Here is a 16,415-nt window from a genome sequence, read left to right on the forward strand (position 1 = left end):
ACTCAGGCTTCGCTCAGACCTCGACGACCACCGGCAGGATCATCGGCCTGCGCCGGTACGTGTCGGAGACCCACTTGCCCAGCGTCCGGCGGATGAGCTGCTGGAGCTGGTGGGGTTCGACCACGCCGTCCTGGGCGGAGCGCTCCAGGACCTCGGTGATCTTCGGGAGGACCGCGTCGAAGGCGGCGTCCTCGATGCCGGAGCCGCGGGCCTGGACGTGCGGGCCCGCGGTGATCTTGCCGGTGGAGGCGTCGACGACCACGAAGACCGAGATGATGCCCTCGTCGCCGAGGATCTTCCGGTCCTTCAGCGCCGGCTCGCCGACTCCGCCGACGGAGAGGCCGTCGACGTAGACGTAACCCGCCTGGACCTTGCCGGAGATCTTGGCCTTGCCCTCGATGAGGTCGACGGCGACGCCGTCCTCGGCGATGACGATGCGGTCGTGGGGGACGCCGGTCATGGCGCCCAGTTCGGCGTTGGCGCGCAGGTGGCGCCATTCGCCGTGGACCGGCATCAGGTTCTTCGGGCGGCAGATGTTGTAGAAGTACAGCAGCTCGCCGGCCGAGGCGTGGCCCGAGACGTGGACCTTGGCGTTGCCCTTGTGGACGACGTTGGCGCCCCAGCGGGTCAGGCCGTTGATCACGCGGTAGACCGCGTTCTCGTTGCCGGGGATGAGGGACGACGCCAGGATCACGGTGTCGCCGTCGACGATCCGGATCTGGTGGTCGCGGTTGGCCATCCGGGAGAGGGCGGCCATCGGTTCGCCCTGGGAGCCCGTGCAGACCAGGACGACCTCGTGGTCGGGCAGGTCGTCGAGGGTCTTGACGTCGACGACCAGGCCCGGGGGGACCTTGAGGTAGCCGAGGTCGCGGGCGATGCCCATGTTGCGGACCATGGAGCGGCCGACGAAGGCGACCCGGCGGCCGTACTCGTGGGCGGCGTCCAGGATCTGCTGGATGCGGTGGACGTGGCTGGCGAAGCTGGCCACGATGATCCGCTTGCGGGCGCCGGCGAAGACCTGCCGCAGGACGTTGGAGATGTCCCGCTCGGGCGGGACGAAGCCCGGGACCTCGGCGTTCGTGGAGTCGGCGAGGAGGAGGTCGATGCCTTCCTCGCTGAGCCGCGCGAAGGCGTGCAGGTCGGTGAGGCGGCCGTCCAGCGGGAGCTGGTCCATCTTGAAGTCGCCGGTGTGGACGACCATGCCCGCCGGGGTGCGGATGGCCACGGCCAGCGCGTCCGGGATGGAGTGGTTGACGGCGATGAACTCGCAGTCGAAGGGGCCGATGCGCTCGCGGTTCCCCTCGGCGACTTCGAGGGTGTACGGGCGGATGCGGTGTTCCTGGAGCTTGGCCTCGATGAGGGCGAGGGTCAGCTTGGAGCCGATCAGCGGGATGTCCGGCTTCTCGCGCAGGAGGAAGGGGACGCCGCCGATGTGGTCCTCGTGGCCATGGGTCAGGACGATGCCCTCGATGTCGTCGAGGCGGTCCCTGATGGACGAGAAGTCCGGCAGGATGAGGTCGATTCCGGGCTGCTCCTCCTCGGGGAAGAGCACTCCGCAGTCGACGATCAGGAGACGGCCGCCGTACTCGAAGACCGTCATGTTGCGGCCGATCTCGCCGAGGCCGCCGAGCGGCGTGACGCGCAGGCCGCCTTCGGGGAGCACCGGGGGACGGCCCAGTTCGGGATGCGGATGACTCAAAAGACTCTCCTCACCACGACACGCCACGTACCCGGGGCACGTGGCGCGTGTGACGTTCGTGCTTGAACAGTTGTCGGTGAATGACGGCGGGCGCTGTCGGCCCGTTCCGTTTTCTTTTCGGTTATGGGGATTCAGTTGTGAAGTCCGTTGTCAGAGCTGTACCCCGCCCGCGGCAAGATCGATCTTGAGCTGGGCGACCTCTTCGGGTGAGCACTCGACCATGGGCGCGCGCAGCGGTCCCGCCGGCAGGCCCTGGAGGGTGAGCGCGGCCTTGGTGGTCATGACGCCCTGGGTGCGGAAGACGCCCGTGTAGACGGGCAGCAGCCGGTGGTGGATCTCGGCGGCCTTCTGGACGTCGCCCGCGGTGTACGCGTCGACGAGGGCGCGCAGTTCGGGGGTGACGAGGTGGCCGACGACCGAGACGAAGCCGACCGCGCCGATGGACAGCAGCGGGAGGTTGAGCATGTCGTCGCCGGAGTACCAGGCGAGGCCGGAGCGGGAGAGGGCCCAGCTCGCGGCGGCGAGGTCGCCCTTGGCGTCCTTGTTGGCGACGATCCGTGGGTGCTCGGCGAGTCTGACGAGGGTGTCGGTGCTGATGGGGACGCCACTGCGGCCGGGGATGTCGTAGAGCATGACCGGCAGGCCGGTCGCGTCGGCGACGGTGGTGAAGTGGCGGTACAGGCCCTCTTGCGGGGGCTTGTTGTAGTACGGGGTGACGACGAGGAGGCCGTGGGCGCCGGTCTTCTCGGCGGCCCTGGCCAGTTCGGCGCTGTGGTGGGTGTCGTTGGTGCCGACGCCGGCGATGACGTGGGCGCGGTCTCCGACGGCCTCCCGGACGGCTCGTACCAGGTCCGATTTCTCCGCGTCCGACGTGGTCGGGGACTCGCCGGTGGTGCCGTTGACGATCAGTCCGTCGTTGCCGGCGTCCACCAGGTGGGTAGCGAGTCGCTGCGCGCCGTCGAGGTCGATCGCGCCGTCCGCCGCGAAGGGCGTGACCATGGCGGTGAGGACCCGCCCGAAGGGGGTCTGCGGAGTGGAGGTCGGAGCCATGGGTTACACGCTACTCGGTGTGCATGGCGCGGTCTGCCCTCGGCCCGGGGAAAAGTCATGACAAAGGTGGAGCCCGGCACTGCCTGCTCGGGGGTTCAAGCAGTGCCGGGTCCGTTTGATCAGGCTAGATGAACTTCGCTAAATGCCGCAATACGGACACTTCGCTCGGCTGATCCGTACATCTGTGCCCGCGCACGCCGGAGCACCCGGGGGCGCCCGGCCGACGCGGCACGCGCACCCGATGGTGGTGGGCGGGGACGGCGGCGGATAGCCTCACCGGCACTGCCCCCTGTGCACAGCGAGTGAGGACCAGTCGTGCCCCTGCCCTTCCTGACGGCCGACCGCACCTTCGAGTCCGTGGACCCCGAGGACGGCGAGGCGCTGCCCTTCGCCGGCCGTGAGCAGTGGCGGCGGCCCTACCGCCCCGGGCCCTGGCGGGTCGGGGTGGCGGCCGTGTGGCTGCTCGTCGCGTCGTTCGTGCTGTTCGCGGCGGTGCTGATCGCGCTCACCGGGTCCGTGTCCGAGGCGGGCGCCGTGTTCGCCGTCGCCGGGGTCGTCATCGGCTGTGCGCTGCGGTTGCTCCGGGTGGGGGTGTGGGTGAGCGCGCGGGGGCTTCGGCACGTCGGGTTCTTCGTGACGCGGACCGTCGCGTGGAGTGACGTGAGCGGGGTGCGGACCGTGCAGCAGCCGGTGCGGTGGCTGGGGTTGCCGCGGACCGTCCAGGGGCAGGCCCTGGTGCTGGCGCGGCGCGGTGCGGAGGGCGTGGCGGTGCTGCTGACCACGCACAACGCGGACTTCCTGGCGCGCGGCGAGGCGTTCGACCGGGCGGCGGACACGGTGGAGGCGTGGGCGGCGGAGAGCCGTGGGGTCACGGCGTCGTAGCGGCCTGGTCGTGCTCGTGCAGCGCTATCGCCCGCTGCATCGCCTTGCGCGCCCTCGGGGTGTCCCGGGCGTCGTGGTAGGCCACCGCCAGGCGGAACCAGGTGCGCCAGTCCTGGGGGGACGCCTCCGTCTCGGCCTTGCGTCTGGCGAAGACCTCGTCGGCGGAGTCGCGGTCGATACGGCCGGACGGGGTGCGCTTGAGTTCGTCGACCGGCAGGCCGCCCTCGGCCTCCAGCTCCGCGGCGAGCGCGTTGGCCCTGCGGACGAACTGGGTGTTCTTCCACAGGAACCAGACGCCGATGACCGGCAGGATCAGGACGGCGACACCGAAGGTGACCGTCAGGAGCGTGCCGGTCTGGATGAGCATGACGCCACGGCTGCCGACCAGCGCGAAGTAGAAGAGCAGGACGGCGGCCGTGACGGCGTAGGAGAGCTTGGCGCGCATGTCAGCCGAGGTCCAGGAAGTGCTCCAGGCCGAAGGTGATGCCGGGGGCCGACACCACGCGGCGGGCGCCCAGGAGGATGCCCGGCATGAAGCTGCTGTGGTGCAGAGAGTCGTGCCGGACGGTCAGGGTCTCCCCCTCGCCGCCGAGCAGGACCTCCTGGTGGGCCAGCAGACCGCGCAGCCGGACCGCGTGGACGGGGACGCCGTCGACGTCGGCGCCGCGCGCGCCGTCCAGGGCCGTCACCGTGGCGTCGGGGGCCGGGGCGGTGCCGGCGGCGCGGCGGGCCTCGGCGATGAGCTGGGCCGTGCGGGTGGCGGTGCCCGAGGGGGCGTCGACCTTGTTCGGGTGGTGGAGTTCGACGACCTCCACCGACTCGAACCACGGCGCCGCGATCTGGGCGAACTTCATGGTGAGGACCGCGCCGATGGAGAAGTTCGGGGCGATCAGGACACCGGTCCTCGGGGACTGGGCGAGCCAGCCCCTCAGCTGTGCGAGGCGGTCGTCGGTCCAGCCCGTCGTCCCGACGACGGCGTGGATGCCGTGCCGGACGCAGAAGTCGAGGTTGCCCATCACCGAGGCGGGGGTGGTGAGTTCGACGGCGACCTGGGCGCCGGTCTCGGCCAGCGTCTCCAGTTTGTCGCCGCGGCCGAGGGCGGCCACCAGCTCCATGTCCTCGGCGGCCTCGACGGCCTTGACGGCCTCGGAGCCGATGCGGCCCTTGCAGCCGATGACCGCCACGCGCAGCTTGCTCATGTTCGTGCTTCCTTCAACCAGGAGGGGGTTAGGCGACGGCGTCGTGCAGACGGGCCGCCTGCTTGTCCTTCAGGGGGCCGATGACCGACAGCGACGGACGCTGTCCCAGGATGTCGCGGGCCACCGCGCGGACGTCGTCCGGGGTGACCGACGCGATGCGGGCCAGCATGTCGTCGACGGACATCTGGTCGCCCCAGCACAGCTCGCTCTTGCCGATGCGGTTCATCAGGGCGCCGGTGTCCTCGAGGCCGAGGACGGTGGAGCCGCGGAGCTGGCCGATGGCGCGGACGATCTCGTCGTCCGTCAGACCGTGCTGGGCGACCTGGTCGAGTTCGTCGCGGCAGATCTTCAGGACGTCGTGGACCTGGGAGGGGCGGCAGCCCGCGTACACGCCGAACAGGCCGCAGTCGGCGAAGCCGGAGGTGTACGAGTAGACGCTGTACGCAAGCCCCCGCTTCTCGCGGACCTCCTGGAAGAGGCGCGAGGACATGCCGCCGCCGAGGGCGGTGTTGAGGACGCCGAGGGCCCAGCGGCGGTCGTCGGTGCGGGCGAGGCCCGGCATGCCGAGGACGACGTGGGCCTGCTCGGTCTTGCGGGCGGTCAGCTCCACGCGTCCGGCGGTGCGGATCGTCCGCTTGCCGTCGCGCGGGGCGATCGGCGTCGCGTCGAGGTTCTTGAGGGCGCCCGCCTTCTCGAAGGCGGCGCGGACCTGGCGGACGACCTTGTTGTGGTCGATGTTGCCGGCCGCGGCGACGACGAGGTGGGTGGGGTCGTAGTGCTTCTTGTAGAAGCGGCGGATGCGGTCGGCGGTGAGGGCGTTGACCGTGTCGACCGTGCCGAGGACCGGGCGGCCCAGCGGGTTGTCGCCGAACATCGTGTGGGCGAAGAGGTCGTGGACGCAGTCGCCCGGGTCGTCCTCGGTCATCGCGATCTCTTCGAGGATGGCGCCGCGTTCGACGTCGACGTCCTCCTCCAGGATCAGGGAGCCGGTCAGCATGTCGCAGACGACGTCGATGGCGAGGGGGAGGTCGGTGTCGAGCACGCGTGCGTAGTAGCACGTGTACTCCTTGGCGGTGAACGCGTTCATCTCGCCGCCGACCGCGTCGAGCGCGGCGGAGATGTCGAGGGCGCTGCGCCGGGTGGTGCCCTTGAAGAGCAGGTGCTCCAGGTAGTGCGTGGCGCCGTTGAGGGCCGGGGTCTCGTCGCGGGAGCCGACGTGGGCCCAGATGCCGAAGGTCGCGGAGCGCACGGAGGGCAGGGTCTCGGTGACGATGCGCAGGCCGCCCGGGAGGGTGGTCTTGCGGACCGTGCCGATGCCGTTCTCGCCGGTGATCAGGGTTTGGGTACGGGCGACGGCCCGCGCCTTCGAGGAGGCGCGGGCCGTCGTCGCAGAACTGCTCGACGTCACTTGTCGGTGTCGTCCTTCTTGTCGTCAGAAGCGTCTTCGCCCTCGACCACGGGGATCAGGGAGAGCTTGCCGCGGGAGTCGATCTCGGCGATCTCGACCTGGACCTTGGCGCCGACGCCGAGGACGTCCTCGACGTTCTCCACGCGCTTGCCGCCGGCGAGCTTGCGGATCTGCGAGATGTGCAGCAGGCCGTCCTTGCCGGGGAGCAGGGAGACGAACGCGCCGAAGGTGGTCGTCTTGACGACCGTGCCCAGGTAGCGCTCGCCGACCTCCGGCATGGTCGGGTTGGCGATCGAGTTGATCGTGGTGCGGGCGGCCTCGGCAGCCGGGCCGTCGGCGGCACCGATGTAGATGGTGCCGTCGTCCTCGATCGTGATCTCGGCGCCGGTGTCCTCCTGGATCTGGTTGATCATCTTGCCCTTCGGGCCGATGACCTCGCCGATCTTGTCCACGGGGATCTTGACGGTGATGATCCGCGGGGCGTTGGGGGACATCTCGTCCGGCGTGTCGATCGCTTCCATCATCACGTCGAGGATGTGGAGGCGGGCGTCACGGGCCTGCTTGAGGGCGGCGGCCAGGACGGAGGCGGGGATGCCGTCGAGCTTCGTGTCGAGCTGGAGGGCCGTCACGAACTCCTTGGTGCCGGCGACCTTGAAGTCCATGTCGCCGAAGGCGTCCTCCGCACCGAGGATGTCGGTGAGGGTGACGTAGTGCGTCTCGCCGTCGATCTCCTGGGAGATCAGGCCCATGGCGATGCCGGCGACCGGGGCCTTGAGGGGCACACCGGCGTTCAGCAGCGACATGGTGGAGGCGCAGACCGAGCCCATGGACGTCGAGCCGTTGGAGCTCAGCGCCTCGGAGACCTGGCGGATCGCGTAGGGGAACTCCTCGCGGGTCGGCAGGACCGGGACGAGGGCGCGCTCGGCGAGGGCGCCGTGGCCGATCTCGCGGCGCTTCGGGGAGCCGACGCGGCCGGTCTCGCCGGTGGAGTACGGCGGGAAGTTGTAGTTGTGCATGTAGCGCTTGCGGGTCACCGGGGAGAGGGTGTCCAGCTGCTGCTCCATGCGGAGCATGTTCAGCGTGGTGACGCCCAGGATCTGGGTCTCACCGCGCTCGAACACCGCGGAGCCGTGCACGCGCGGGATCGCCTCGACCTCGGCGGCGAGCGTACGGATGTCCGTGAGGCCACGGCCGTCGATGCGCTTCTTCTCCTTGATCACGCGCTCGCGGACGAGCTGCTTGGTCAGGGAGCGGTAGGCGGCGGAGATCTCCTTCTCGCGGCCCTCGAACTGCGGGAGCAGCTTCTCGGCGGCGAGGCCCTTGACGCGGTCCAGCTCGGCCTCGCGCTCCTGCTTGCCGGCGATGGTGAGCGCGGCGGCCAGCTCGGAGCGGACGGCGGCGGAGAGCGCGTCCAGGACGTCGTCCTGGTAGTCCAGGAAGATCGGGAACTCGGCGGTCGGCTTGGCGGCCTTCGCGGCGAGGTCGGCCTGGGCCTTGCACAGGACCTTGATGAAGGGCTTGGAGGCTTCCAGGCCGGCGGCGACGACCTCCTCGGTGGGGGCCTCGACACCGCCCTTGACCAGCTGGATGGTCTTCTCGGTGGCCTCGGCCTCGACCATCATGATCGCGACGTCGCCGTCCTCCAGGGTGCGGCCCGCGACGACCATGTCGAAGACGGCGTCCTCGAGCTCGGTGTGCGTCGGGAACGCCACCCACTGGCCGCGGATCAGCGCGACGCGGACGCCGCCGATCGGGCCGGAGAAGGGCAGGCCGGCCAGCTGCGTGGACGCGGAGGCGGCGTTGATCGCCACGACGTCGTACAGGTGGTCGGGGTTGAGGGCCATGATCGTCGCGACGACCTGGATCTCGTTGCGCAGGCCCTTCTTGAAGGACGGGCGCAGCGGGCGGTCGATCAGGCGGCAGGTGAGGATCGCGTCCTCGGAGGGGCGGCCCTCGCGGCGGAAGAAGCTGCCGGGGATCTTGCCGGCGGCGTACATCCGCTCCTCGACGTCCACCGTGAGGGGGAAGAAGTCGAGCTGGTCCTTGGGGTTCTTGGAGGCGGTGGTGGCCGACAGCACCATGGTGTCGTCGTCCAGGTAGGCCACCGCGCTGCCGGCGGCCTGCTTGGCGAGGCGGCCGGTCTCGAAGCGGATGGTGCGGGTGCCGAAGGCGCCGTTGTCGATGACGGCCTCGGCGTAGTGGGTCTCGTTCTCCACTAGCGTTTTCTCCATTTTTTCGTCTGTTTGTCGTCTTTTGTCCCGGCTGCCCGTGTGACAGGGGGACGGTGTGGAGAAGCGCGCCGTGCGGTGCGGGCCGGTCTTCGATCGAAGCCTCCGGGCCGATTGCCCGGGGGCCACTACCGAGGACCGGCGGCGGTCGAGGTGCGCTTCTCCCCGTTACGTACTGCGTTGTGCTACCACACTACAAAGGGGCGGTGACACTCCGCACGTTTCCGTACCTGCGTACAGCAAAAGGAGCGGTTCCCGATGATCACGGGAACCGCTCCCTGCGCGCTGTGCTACTTCGCGCCGCCGGCCGCGCCGCGGCGGATGCCGAGGCGGTCGACCAGCGTACGGAAGCGCTGGATGTCCTTCTTCGCCAGGTACTGGAGAAGACGGCGGCGCTGACCGACCAGGATCAGCAGACCCCGGCGGGAGTGGTGGTCGTGCTTGTGCGTCTTCAGGTGCTCCGTCAGGTCGGAGATCCGACGGGAGAGCAGCGCGACCTGGACCTCGGGGGAGCCGGTGTCGCCCTCCTTGGTACCGAACTCGGAGATGATCTGCTTCTTCACCGCTGCGTCGAGCGACACGCTGTACTCCTCAATGCTGTGTGGTTGCCCGCGAGTGCCCCCGGTCTGACTCTCGGGGGAGCTTCGGTTACTCGCCTGGGCGATGCCGCCGGGTCCACCCGGTGAGGGGTGCGTGCACGCGACGGCCGAGGGCAAGGGTACCAGGGTACGGACCGCGCCCCGTCCGGATTTCCGTCGCCCCGGTGACCTCGGGGAACCTCCGACCTGGGGCATTGACCGCAAGTAGGGTGTCCGTACCGCCTGTTGGCACCGAGGAAAGGACCGAGCCGCCATGGCCGAGACCGAAGAGGAACGCAAGGCCCGCAAGGACCGGGAGCGGGACGAGTTGTACGCGCTCGACATCTCCGGCGTCGAGTGGCGCAGCGCGCCCGGTACCGAGGAGCACGAGGAGCGCGTCGAGATCGCCGACCTGCCGGGCGGCGCCGTCGCCATGCGCTCCTCCCTCGACCACGACACCGTGCTGCGCTACACGGAGGCCGAGTGGACGGCGTTCGTGCTGGGCGCGCGGGACGGGGAGTTCGACCTGGAGCCCACCGAGCGCAACGGGGGTCTGGCCGCGCAGGAGGGCTGAGACCGACGCGAAAGGGGGGCGGTGTGAATGTCATACCGCCCCCCTCGCATGTCCGGCCTCAGCTCGTCAGTGACCGCACCGTCGCGTACACGTCGAAGACGGCCAGCGCGAGCGGGATCAGGGTCAGCAGGACGAACGCCTCGGCGATCTCCAGGAAGCGGCCCCAGAACGGGGTGAGGGCGCCCCGGGAGAGCATGAGGCCGACCATGGTGACGAGGGCGATGGCGAGGCCGGTCGCGGCGACGAGCCAGATCGTGCGCAGGTCGAAGCCCGAGAGGTCGCCGTTCGCCGCCGACTTCTGGACCGACTCGGGCGGGTTGAGCGCGAGCCCGAGGCCGAGCAGGACGAGCGAGGCGAGGCCGGCGGCGACGACCGGGGCGACCTGGGCGGTGTAGCGGAAGAGGTGGGCGCGCATCAGCAGGGCGACGCCGGTCGCGAAGGCGAGGAGCTGGGCCCAGACGTTCGTGGAGAAGCCGAGGACCGCGGTGGCGCCGACGGCGACGACCGCGCAGCCGCCGACGAGGCCGACGAGCAGTTCGTGGCCGCGCCGGGCCTGGGCGGCGACGCGTTCGGCGTCGACCGGTTCCGGCGCGGGCGCCTCCGTCTCGTAGCGGCTGCGGGCGGCGCCGCTGGGGGCGTCGAAGCCGATCGGCAGGCGGGCGAAGCGCATCGAGAGGCCCGGCAGGAAGGCGAGGCCCACGACGGCGACGGGCGCGCACAGCGCGGCGGTCTCGGCGGGCGTCCAGTCCTTCGCGAGGAGCGCCAGGAACACGGCGGCCAGGCCGACGGTGGAGGCGAGGACGAAGGCGACGAAGGGGCCGTCGCCGCTGGGTGAGCAGAGGGTGAGGACGACGGCGGCGACCAGGACGGCCGCGCAGGCCAGCAGGAACTGGAGCTTGCCGATGCCGTGGCCGTCGGTGAGCGGGAGCAGGCCGGAGCCGGCGACGGCGGCGTTGGGCAGGGCGCCGAGGCCGAGGGCGACGGCGGAGGCACGGTCGTCGTAGATCCGGGCCCGGACGCAGCCGAGGACGAGCAGGAGGGCGCCCGCGACGCCGGCGAGGATGCCGGGCAGGCCGTGCATGTCGTGGCGGGGATCGCCGTTCCAGGCGACGAAGGCGAGCAGGGCGGACAGGACGCCTGCGCCGGTGAGGCCCGCGGCGCGGGTCAGGCCGCCGTCCCACAGGGTGCGCTCGCCGGTGACGGCGGAGGCGACGGCCTCGGAGACGTCGTCGAAGACGGCGGGCGGCAGGGAGTCGGAGAAGGGGCGCAGGGTGAGGAGTTCGCCGTCGAGGAGGCGCTGGGCGGCGAAGGAGCGGGAGCTGTCGAGGACGGTGCCGTCGCGGCGTACGAGGTGGTAGCCGACGGGGGCGCCCTCGGCGGGGCTCTGCTGGGCGAGGCGCAGGACCTCGGGGTAGAGGTCGGCGACGGGGACGTCGTCGGGCAGGGCGACGTCGATGCGGCTGTCGGGGGCGACGATGGTGACCCGGCAGAAGCCGAGCCCTGTGCCGGCTCCTGTCGCGCCGGGTGCCGTGATGCTCACCTGCTGATCCCCCTCGGTGACGATGGTGCGGCTGTGGTGTGAAGGTTTGGGTCCTTGGTGCGCGCGTGGGTGCGGATGGTGGTCGCACATGTGCGATCGCGTCGGCCTCGGTGCCCGCCACCGCACCGGATTGCCCGGTACTCCCGGCTTTGTCCGGCCCCCGCTCGTGTGTGCTCACGCGAACATCCGGCACCCTACCGCCCTCCCGTCCCGGGCGAGGTCAGTAGGATCGCGCGGCGGCCCGCGTCCGGTTCTGACGGACGGACTTCCGGGGGCCGGCCAGTGAATCTTGGGGGAGCAGTGAGCCACATCGTCGTCAAGCGCCCGCCGAGGGTGCTGCCGTCCGAGGTGCCCACGCACGAGATCGTCCTTCAGCCGCCGCCGGAGCTGCCGCGCGGGCCCCAGGAGAGCGTGCTGATGCAGCTCCTGCCGACGCTCGGCATGGGCGGCTCGGTCGTCTTCTTCTTCACCAGCGGCCAGCCGTTCATGCGGATCATGGGCATGGTGATGATCGCCTCGACGATCGCCATGACGGTCGCGATGGTGGTGCGCTTCCGGCGCGGCTCGCAGGGGCAGCTCGCGGACATGCGGCGCGACTACCTGAGCTACCTGTCGCAGACCCGGCGCGCGGCGCTCGGCACCGCGCGGGCGCAGCGTGACGCCCAGTACTTCCTGAACCCCTCCCCCGAACAGTTGTGGGCGCTGGTCGCCGAGGGCAGCCGGGTGTGGGAGCGGCGGCCCGGCGACGAGGACTTCGCGCAGGTGCGGGTCGGGCTCGGCGCGCAGGCGCTGTCGACGGCGCTGGTGGCGCCGGAGACCGCGCCCGTCGAGCAGTTGGAGCCGCTGACCGCGGGCGCCCTTCAGCGGTTCCTCGCCGTGCACGGCACGCTGGAGGACCTGCCGATGGCGGTGTCCCTGCGCGCCTTCTACCACGTCACGATCAGCGGCGACCCGCAGTGCGTGCGCTCTTCCGCGCGCGCGATGGCCGGTTCGCTGGCCGCGCTGCACTCCCCCGAGGACCTGGTGCTGGCCGTCGCCGCGGGCCGGGACGTGCTCCCGCACTGGGAGTGGGCCAAGTGGCTGCCGCACGCCCAGTCCCCCGGTGACGTGGACGGCGCCGGCAGCCGCCGGCTCATCGGCTGCGACGTCCAGGAGCTGGAGGACCTGCTCGCCGGGCGGCTGACCGGCAGGCCGCGGTTCCACCCCAACGGGGCGCCGGTGCCGGACATGCCGCACCTGGTCGTCGTCCTGGACGGTATCTCGCTGCCGCCGAACTCGGTCCTCGCGAACCCCGAGGGGTTGCAGGGCGTCACGGTCGTCGAGGTGATCGCCGGGGAGCTGACCGGGGCCGGCGGGGAGCTGGACATCGTGGTGCGGCCCGGGGAGCTGCGGCTGGAGTCCGGGCCCGGCGGGATGGTGTACGAGGGGACGCCGGACGCGCTGTCGCAGGAGTCCGCCGAGGCGCTGGCCCGGCAGCTCGCGCCGCTGCGGATGGCGTCCGGCGGGGACGACGACGAGCCGCTGCTGGCCAACCTGGAGTTCACCGACCTGCTGAACCTGGGCGACGCGGCGTCCGTCGACACCAAGCGGACCTGGCGTCCGCGTTCGCTGGCCGAGCGGCTGCGGGTGCCGATCGGGGTCGGCGAGGACGGCCGTCCGGTGATGCTGGACCTCAAGGAGGCGGCGCAGGAGGGCATGGGTCCGCACGGGCTGTGCGTGGGCGCCACCGGGTCCGGGAAGTCGGAGCTGCTGCGGACGCTGGTGCTCGGGCTCGCCGTCACGCACTCCTCGGAGACGCTGAACTTCGTCCTCGCGGACTTCAAGGGCGGGGCGACGTTCGCGGGCATGGCGCAGATGCCGCACGTCGCGGCCGTGATCACCAACCTCGCGGACGACCTCACGCTGGTCGACCGGATGCGGGACTCCATCAGCGGTGAGCTGAACCGCCGGCAGGAGATGCTGCGCGACGCGGGCAACTACTCCAACATCCACGACTACGAGAAGGCGCGGGCGGCGGGCGCGGCGCTCCAGCCGATCCCGACGCTGGTCCTCGTGATCGACGAGTTCAGCGAACTGCTGTCCGCGAAGCCGGACTTCATCGAGATGTTCGTGCAGATCGGGCGCATCGGCCGCTCGCTCGGCGTGCACCTGCTGCTGGCCTCGCAGCGCCTGGAGGAGGGCCGGCTGCGCGGGCTGGACACCTACCTCTCCTACCGGATCGGGCTGCGGACGTTCTCCGCCGCCGAGTCGCGGGCCGCGCTCGGGGTGCCCGACGCGTACGAGCTGCCGAACGTGCCCGGCTCCGGGTTCCTCAAGTTCGGCACGGACGAGATGGTGCGGTTCAAGGCCGCGTACGTGTCCGGGGTGTACCGCACCGGGCCGCAGCGGACGGCCGTCGGCGGGCCGCTGCCCGTGGACCGGCGTCCGGTGCTGTTCACGGCGGCCGAGGTGCCGGTCAGCTATGTGCGGGCGCCTGCACGGCGGACGGCGGCGGAGCCCGAGGTGGACGACGCGCTCGCCGACACCGTGCTCGACGTGATCGTGCGCCGGCTGGAGGCGCAGGGGCCCGCCGCGCACCAGGTGTGGCTGCCGCCGCTGGACAGCCCGCCGTCGCTGGACGCGCTGCTGCCGGGGCTGACGGCGGTGCCGGGACGCGGGCTCACGCAGCCGGGGTACGAGGGTGCCGGGCGGCTGGTGGTGCCGATCGGGATCGTCGACAAGCCGTTCGAGCAGCGCCGGGATCCGCTCTGGCTGGACTTCTCGGGGGCGGCCGGGCACATGCAGATCGTGGGCGGGCCGCAGTCCGGGAAGTCGACGCTGCTGCGCACGATCATCTCGTCGTTCGCGCTCACCCACACGCCGCACGAGGTGCAGATCTACGGCCTCGACTTCGGTGGCGGCGGCATGGTGTCCGTGGAGGGGCTGCCGCACGTCGGCGGGGTCGCCTCGCGGCTCGATCCCGAGCGGGTGCGGCGGACGGTCGCCGAGGTGTACGGGGTGCTGACCCGGCGCGAGGAGTACTTCCGCTCCGCCGGGATCCCGTCCATCGCGGACTTCCGCGCGCGGCGGGCCCGGGGGGACATCTCGGTCGCCGACCAGCCGTGGGGGGACGTGTTCCTCGTCATCGACGGGTGGGGGAGCTTCCGCACCGAGTACGAGGCGCTCGACCCGGTCGTCCTCGACATGGCGGCGCGGGGGCTCGGGTACGGCGTCCATGTGATCCTCACGGCGTCGCGGTCCATGGAGGTGCGGTCCTCGCTCAAGGACCATCTGATGAACCGGCTGGAGCTGCGGCTCGGCGACACGATGGACTCCGAGCTGGACCGGAAGGTCGCGGCGAACGTGCCCACGGGGGTGCCGGGGCGGGGGCAGACTCCGCAGAAGCTGCACTTCATGGCGGCGGTGCCGCGGATCGACGGGCTCACCTCCGACAGTGACCTGTCCGACGCGACGCAGGCCCTCGCGACCGAGGTCACCCGGCACTGGCAGTCCTCGCCGGCGCCGGCCGTGCGGCTGCTGCCGCGGGAGTTCCCCGCGAAGGAACTGCCGTCCGGGGAGCGGTTCCCGGCGCGCGGGGTCGCCTTCGCGCTCGACGAGGACAACCTCGAACCCGTCTTCGTCGACTTCGAGCAGGACCCCTTCTTCCTCGTCTTCGGGGAGAGCGAGTCCGGGAAGTCGAACCTGCTGCGGCTGCTGATCAAGCAGATCACCCAGCGGTACGGCGGGGACGAGTGCAAGCTGTTCGTCGTCGACAACCGGCGTTCGCTGCTCGATGTGACGCCGGCCTCGCATCTCGCCGAGTACATCCCGATGTCCAACAACATGGACCATCACATGGCGGCGCTGGCCGACCTGATGACGCGGCGCACGCCCACCGCGGACGTGACGGCCCAGCAGCTCCGGGAGCGCAGCTGGTGGCGGGGGCCGACCGTGTACGTCGTCATCGACGACTACGACCTCGTCTCCACCTCCAGCGGCAATCCGCTCGCCGGGCTCACGGAACTCCTGCCCTTCGCCCGCGACGTCGGCGTCCGCTTCATCATCGCCCGGTCCACCGCCGGGGCCGGGCGGGCGGCCTACGAGCCCTTCATGCAGCGCATGAAGGAACTCGGCGCGCAAGGTGTCGTCCTCGCGGGCGACCCCTCCGAGGGAGACCTCCTCGCGGGCGTCCGCCCCCGGCCCATGCCGGCCGGGCGCGGCGTCTTCGTCTCCCGACGCCGGGGGAAGCCGTTGGTTCAGGTGGGGTGGGTGCCGGAGGGGGCTTACTGAGGGGCGGCGGGTACGCGCAAGGGGTGGGCACCTCCCGTGTGTGCCCACCCCTTCGTTTGTCGCGTGGTGCGGTCAGAAGTAGCTGGCTGCCTTCAGGTCGCTGCCGCGGTAGTCGCCGCTCGCGTCGGTGACCTTGTGGCCGATGGTGACGAGGGCGGAGTGGATGTTGGCGGCGTTGGTGTCCCACTCCTTCATCTTCTGGCCGAATGCCTCGGCGGCCTCGCCCTCCCAGCCGGCGGCGACGCGCAGGACGGCGGACTTGAGGGCCTGGAGGTCCGCTTCGAGCTTCGCGGCCTGGGCGCCGAGTTCGGTGGTGATCGCGTCGAGACCGCCGTACTTGACGGCCATCTCGCCGTCGTGGACGTTAGCCATGCCGGTACCTCATCTCTGCTCTGTGTCGGTGGGGGTGGAGGGCGCTCAGTAGCTGCTCAGGGCGGACTTCGACGCGCCGTACTGGACGTCGATGCTCTGCACGGAGGCGTGGACCGCGTCGTCGGTCTTGCCGGAGAGCTTGCGGGTCTGGTTGATGTTCTCCAGGAACCAGGTGAGCAGGTCGCCGATGTTCTTGACGCCCTCGTTGATCTCGATCTGCTTCTTGTTGAAGGCGTTGGCGCCGATGCCGCGCCAGTTGGTCTCCATGGTGTCCAGGGTTCCCTGGAGCCGGCTCAGCTGGCCGCGGATCGACTCGTACCGCTCGACCATTTCCTTTTCGAGCGCGATGACTTGCTGGTCATTGAGCTTCTGCCCAGCCACCATTGGCGGACTTCCCTTCGTGAACTGGCCTGAGGGCCTGGTGTAGTGCCTGTCACCGAGCGGTGAGGTACCGGTGCGGGGCAGGGGGGCGGTGCGGGGGAGTCCGTGACGTCTCCCGGACAGGCGCGGCGGCCTCTCCTCGGACAGGCATGACGGCCTCTCCTCCCCCGTTCCGTTCCCCGTTTTCCCCGTTTTCCCTGCTCGCGGTCACGGTCGCGCCGGGCGCCGGACGGCA

The 16,415-nt window shown here is 70.9% G+C and carries 13 protein-coding genes; 3 read left to right on the top strand and 10 right to left on the bottom strand.

Annotated elements, in window-relative coordinates; genetic code table 11:
• Window positions 1-13: 13 nt before the first annotated feature.
• Both IAG44_RS10480 and dapA read right to left on the bottom strand, forming a co-directional pair.
• Window positions 14-1,699 carry a ribonuclease J gene (locus tag IAG44_RS10480; RefSeq protein ID WP_187746863.1) on the bottom strand — a complete coding sequence of 562 codons (1,686 nt, stop codon included), beginning with the start codon at window positions 1,697-1,699 and terminating at the stop codon, window positions 14-16.
• 150 nt (window positions 1,700-1,849) lie between these two features.
• Complete coding sequence (gene dapA, locus IAG44_RS10485; RefSeq protein WP_187746864.1) at window positions 1,850-2,749, bottom strand: 4-hydroxy-tetrahydrodipicolinate synthase; 900 nt, start codon at window positions 2,747-2,749, stop codon at window positions 1,850-1,852.
• Window positions 2,750-3,064: 315 nt separating this feature from the next.
• Here dapA and IAG44_RS10490 point away from each other — a divergent pair, with 315 nt between their 5' ends.
• Window positions 3,065-3,631, top strand: coding sequence for a hypothetical protein (locus IAG44_RS10490; RefSeq protein WP_187746865.1), 567 nt, complete (start codon window positions 3,065-3,067; stop codon window positions 3,629-3,631).
• On the opposite strand, the gene IAG44_RS10495 is transcribed toward IAG44_RS10490, so the two are convergent.
• The 5 genes from IAG44_RS10495 to rpsO form a co-directional block, all read right to left on the bottom strand.
• Entirely contained in the window at window positions 3,618-4,076 is a 459-nt protein-coding gene (locus IAG44_RS10495) for a tetratricopeptide repeat protein (RefSeq protein ID WP_187746866.1), read from the bottom strand. The two genes, IAG44_RS10490 and IAG44_RS10495, sit on opposite strands and share 14 nt — an antisense overlap.
• A gap of 1 nt (window position 4,077) precedes the next feature.
• A complete protein-coding gene (dapB, locus tag IAG44_RS10500; RefSeq protein ID WP_187746867.1) occupies window positions 4,078-4,830 on the bottom strand; it encodes a 4-hydroxy-tetrahydrodipicolinate reductase in 753 nt (250 codons plus the stop codon).
• A 28-nt stretch (window positions 4,831-4,858) separates the two neighbouring features.
• Window positions 4,859-6,238 carry a M16 family metallopeptidase gene (locus IAG44_RS10505; protein WP_187746868.1) on the bottom strand — a complete coding sequence of 460 codons (1,380 nt, stop codon included), beginning with the start codon at window positions 6,236-6,238 and terminating at the stop codon, window positions 4,859-4,861.
• Complete coding sequence (locus IAG44_RS10510) at window positions 6,235-8,454, bottom strand: polyribonucleotide nucleotidyltransferase (RefSeq protein ID WP_187752610.1); 2,220 nt, start codon at window positions 8,452-8,454, stop codon at window positions 6,235-6,237. The genes IAG44_RS10505 and IAG44_RS10510 overlap by 4 nt, the downstream gene beginning before the upstream one ends.
• Window positions 8,455-8,756: 302 nt before the next feature.
• Complete coding sequence (rpsO, locus tag IAG44_RS10515) at window positions 8,757-9,047, bottom strand: 30S ribosomal protein S15 (protein ID WP_187746869.1); 291 nt, start codon at window positions 9,045-9,047, stop codon at window positions 8,757-8,759.
• 271 nt (window positions 9,048-9,318) lie between these two features.
• Between rpsO and IAG44_RS10520 the strand changes: the two genes are divergently transcribed.
• Window positions 9,319-9,618 carry a DUF397 domain-containing protein gene (locus IAG44_RS10520; protein WP_187746870.1) on the top strand — a complete coding sequence of 100 codons (300 nt, stop codon included), beginning with the start codon at window positions 9,319-9,321 and terminating at the stop codon, window positions 9,616-9,618.
• 58 nt (window positions 9,619-9,676) lie between these two features.
• Here the strand turns inward: IAG44_RS10520 and eccD are convergent, their stop codons facing one another.
• The gene (eccD, locus tag IAG44_RS10525; RefSeq protein WP_187746871.1) at window positions 9,677-11,158 is read right to left on the bottom strand and encodes a type VII secretion integral membrane protein EccD; all 1,482 of its coding nucleotides are present in this window, start codon (window positions 11,156-11,158) and stop codon (window positions 9,677-9,679) included.
• A gap of 300 nt (window positions 11,159-11,458) precedes the next feature.
• Between eccD and eccCa the strand changes: the two genes are divergently transcribed.
• Window positions 11,459-15,427 (top strand): type VII secretion protein EccCa, encoded by a 3,969-nt coding sequence (gene eccCa, locus IAG44_RS10530; RefSeq protein ID WP_187746872.1) that lies wholly within the window; start codon window positions 11,459-11,461, stop codon window positions 15,425-15,427.
• A gap of 72 nt (window positions 15,428-15,499) precedes the next feature.
• Here eccCa and IAG44_RS10535 read toward each other — a convergent pair whose 3' ends face one another.
• Together IAG44_RS10535 and IAG44_RS10540 are read right to left on the bottom strand one after the other, a co-directional pair.
• Window positions 15,500-15,799: a WXG100 family type VII secretion target gene (locus IAG44_RS10535; RefSeq protein WP_187746873.1), complete on the bottom strand. Its 300-nt coding sequence runs from the start codon at window positions 15,797-15,799 to the stop codon at window positions 15,500-15,502.
• Between the two features lie 45 nt (window positions 15,800-15,844).
• Entirely contained in the window at window positions 15,845-16,183 is a 339-nt protein-coding gene (locus IAG44_RS10540; RefSeq protein WP_187746874.1) for a WXG100 family type VII secretion target, read from the bottom strand.
• Window positions 16,184-16,415: the final 232 nt, after the last annotated feature.

The sequence above is a fragment of the Streptomyces roseirectus genome (assembly GCF_014489635.1).
GTDB lineage: Bacteria > Actinomycetota > Actinomycetes > Streptomycetales > Streptomycetaceae > Streptomyces > Streptomyces roseirectus.

Coding starts and splice junctions, on each gene's coding strand:
- IAG44_RS10540 (WP_187746874.1), bottom strand. CDS start 16,183: ATGGTGGCTGGGCAGAAGCTCAATGACCAGCAAGTCATCGCGCTCGAA.
- dapB (WP_187746867.1), bottom strand. CDS start 4,830: ATGAGCAAGCTGCGCGTGGCGGTCATCGGCTGCAAGGGCCGCATCGGC.
- IAG44_RS10495 (WP_187746866.1), bottom strand. CDS start 4,076: ATGCGCGCCAAGCTCTCCTACGCCGTCACGGCCGCCGTCCTGCTCTTC.
- dapA (WP_187746864.1), bottom strand. CDS start 2,749: ATGGCTCCGACCTCCACTCCGCAGACCCCCTTCGGGCGGGTCCTCACC.
- IAG44_RS10535 (WP_187746873.1), bottom strand. CDS start 15,799: ATGGCTAACGTCCACGACGGCGAGATGGCCGTCAAGTACGGCGGTCTC.
- IAG44_RS10520 (WP_187746870.1), top strand. CDS start 9,319: ATGGCCGAGACCGAAGAGGAACGCAAGGCCCGCAAGGACCGGGAGCGG.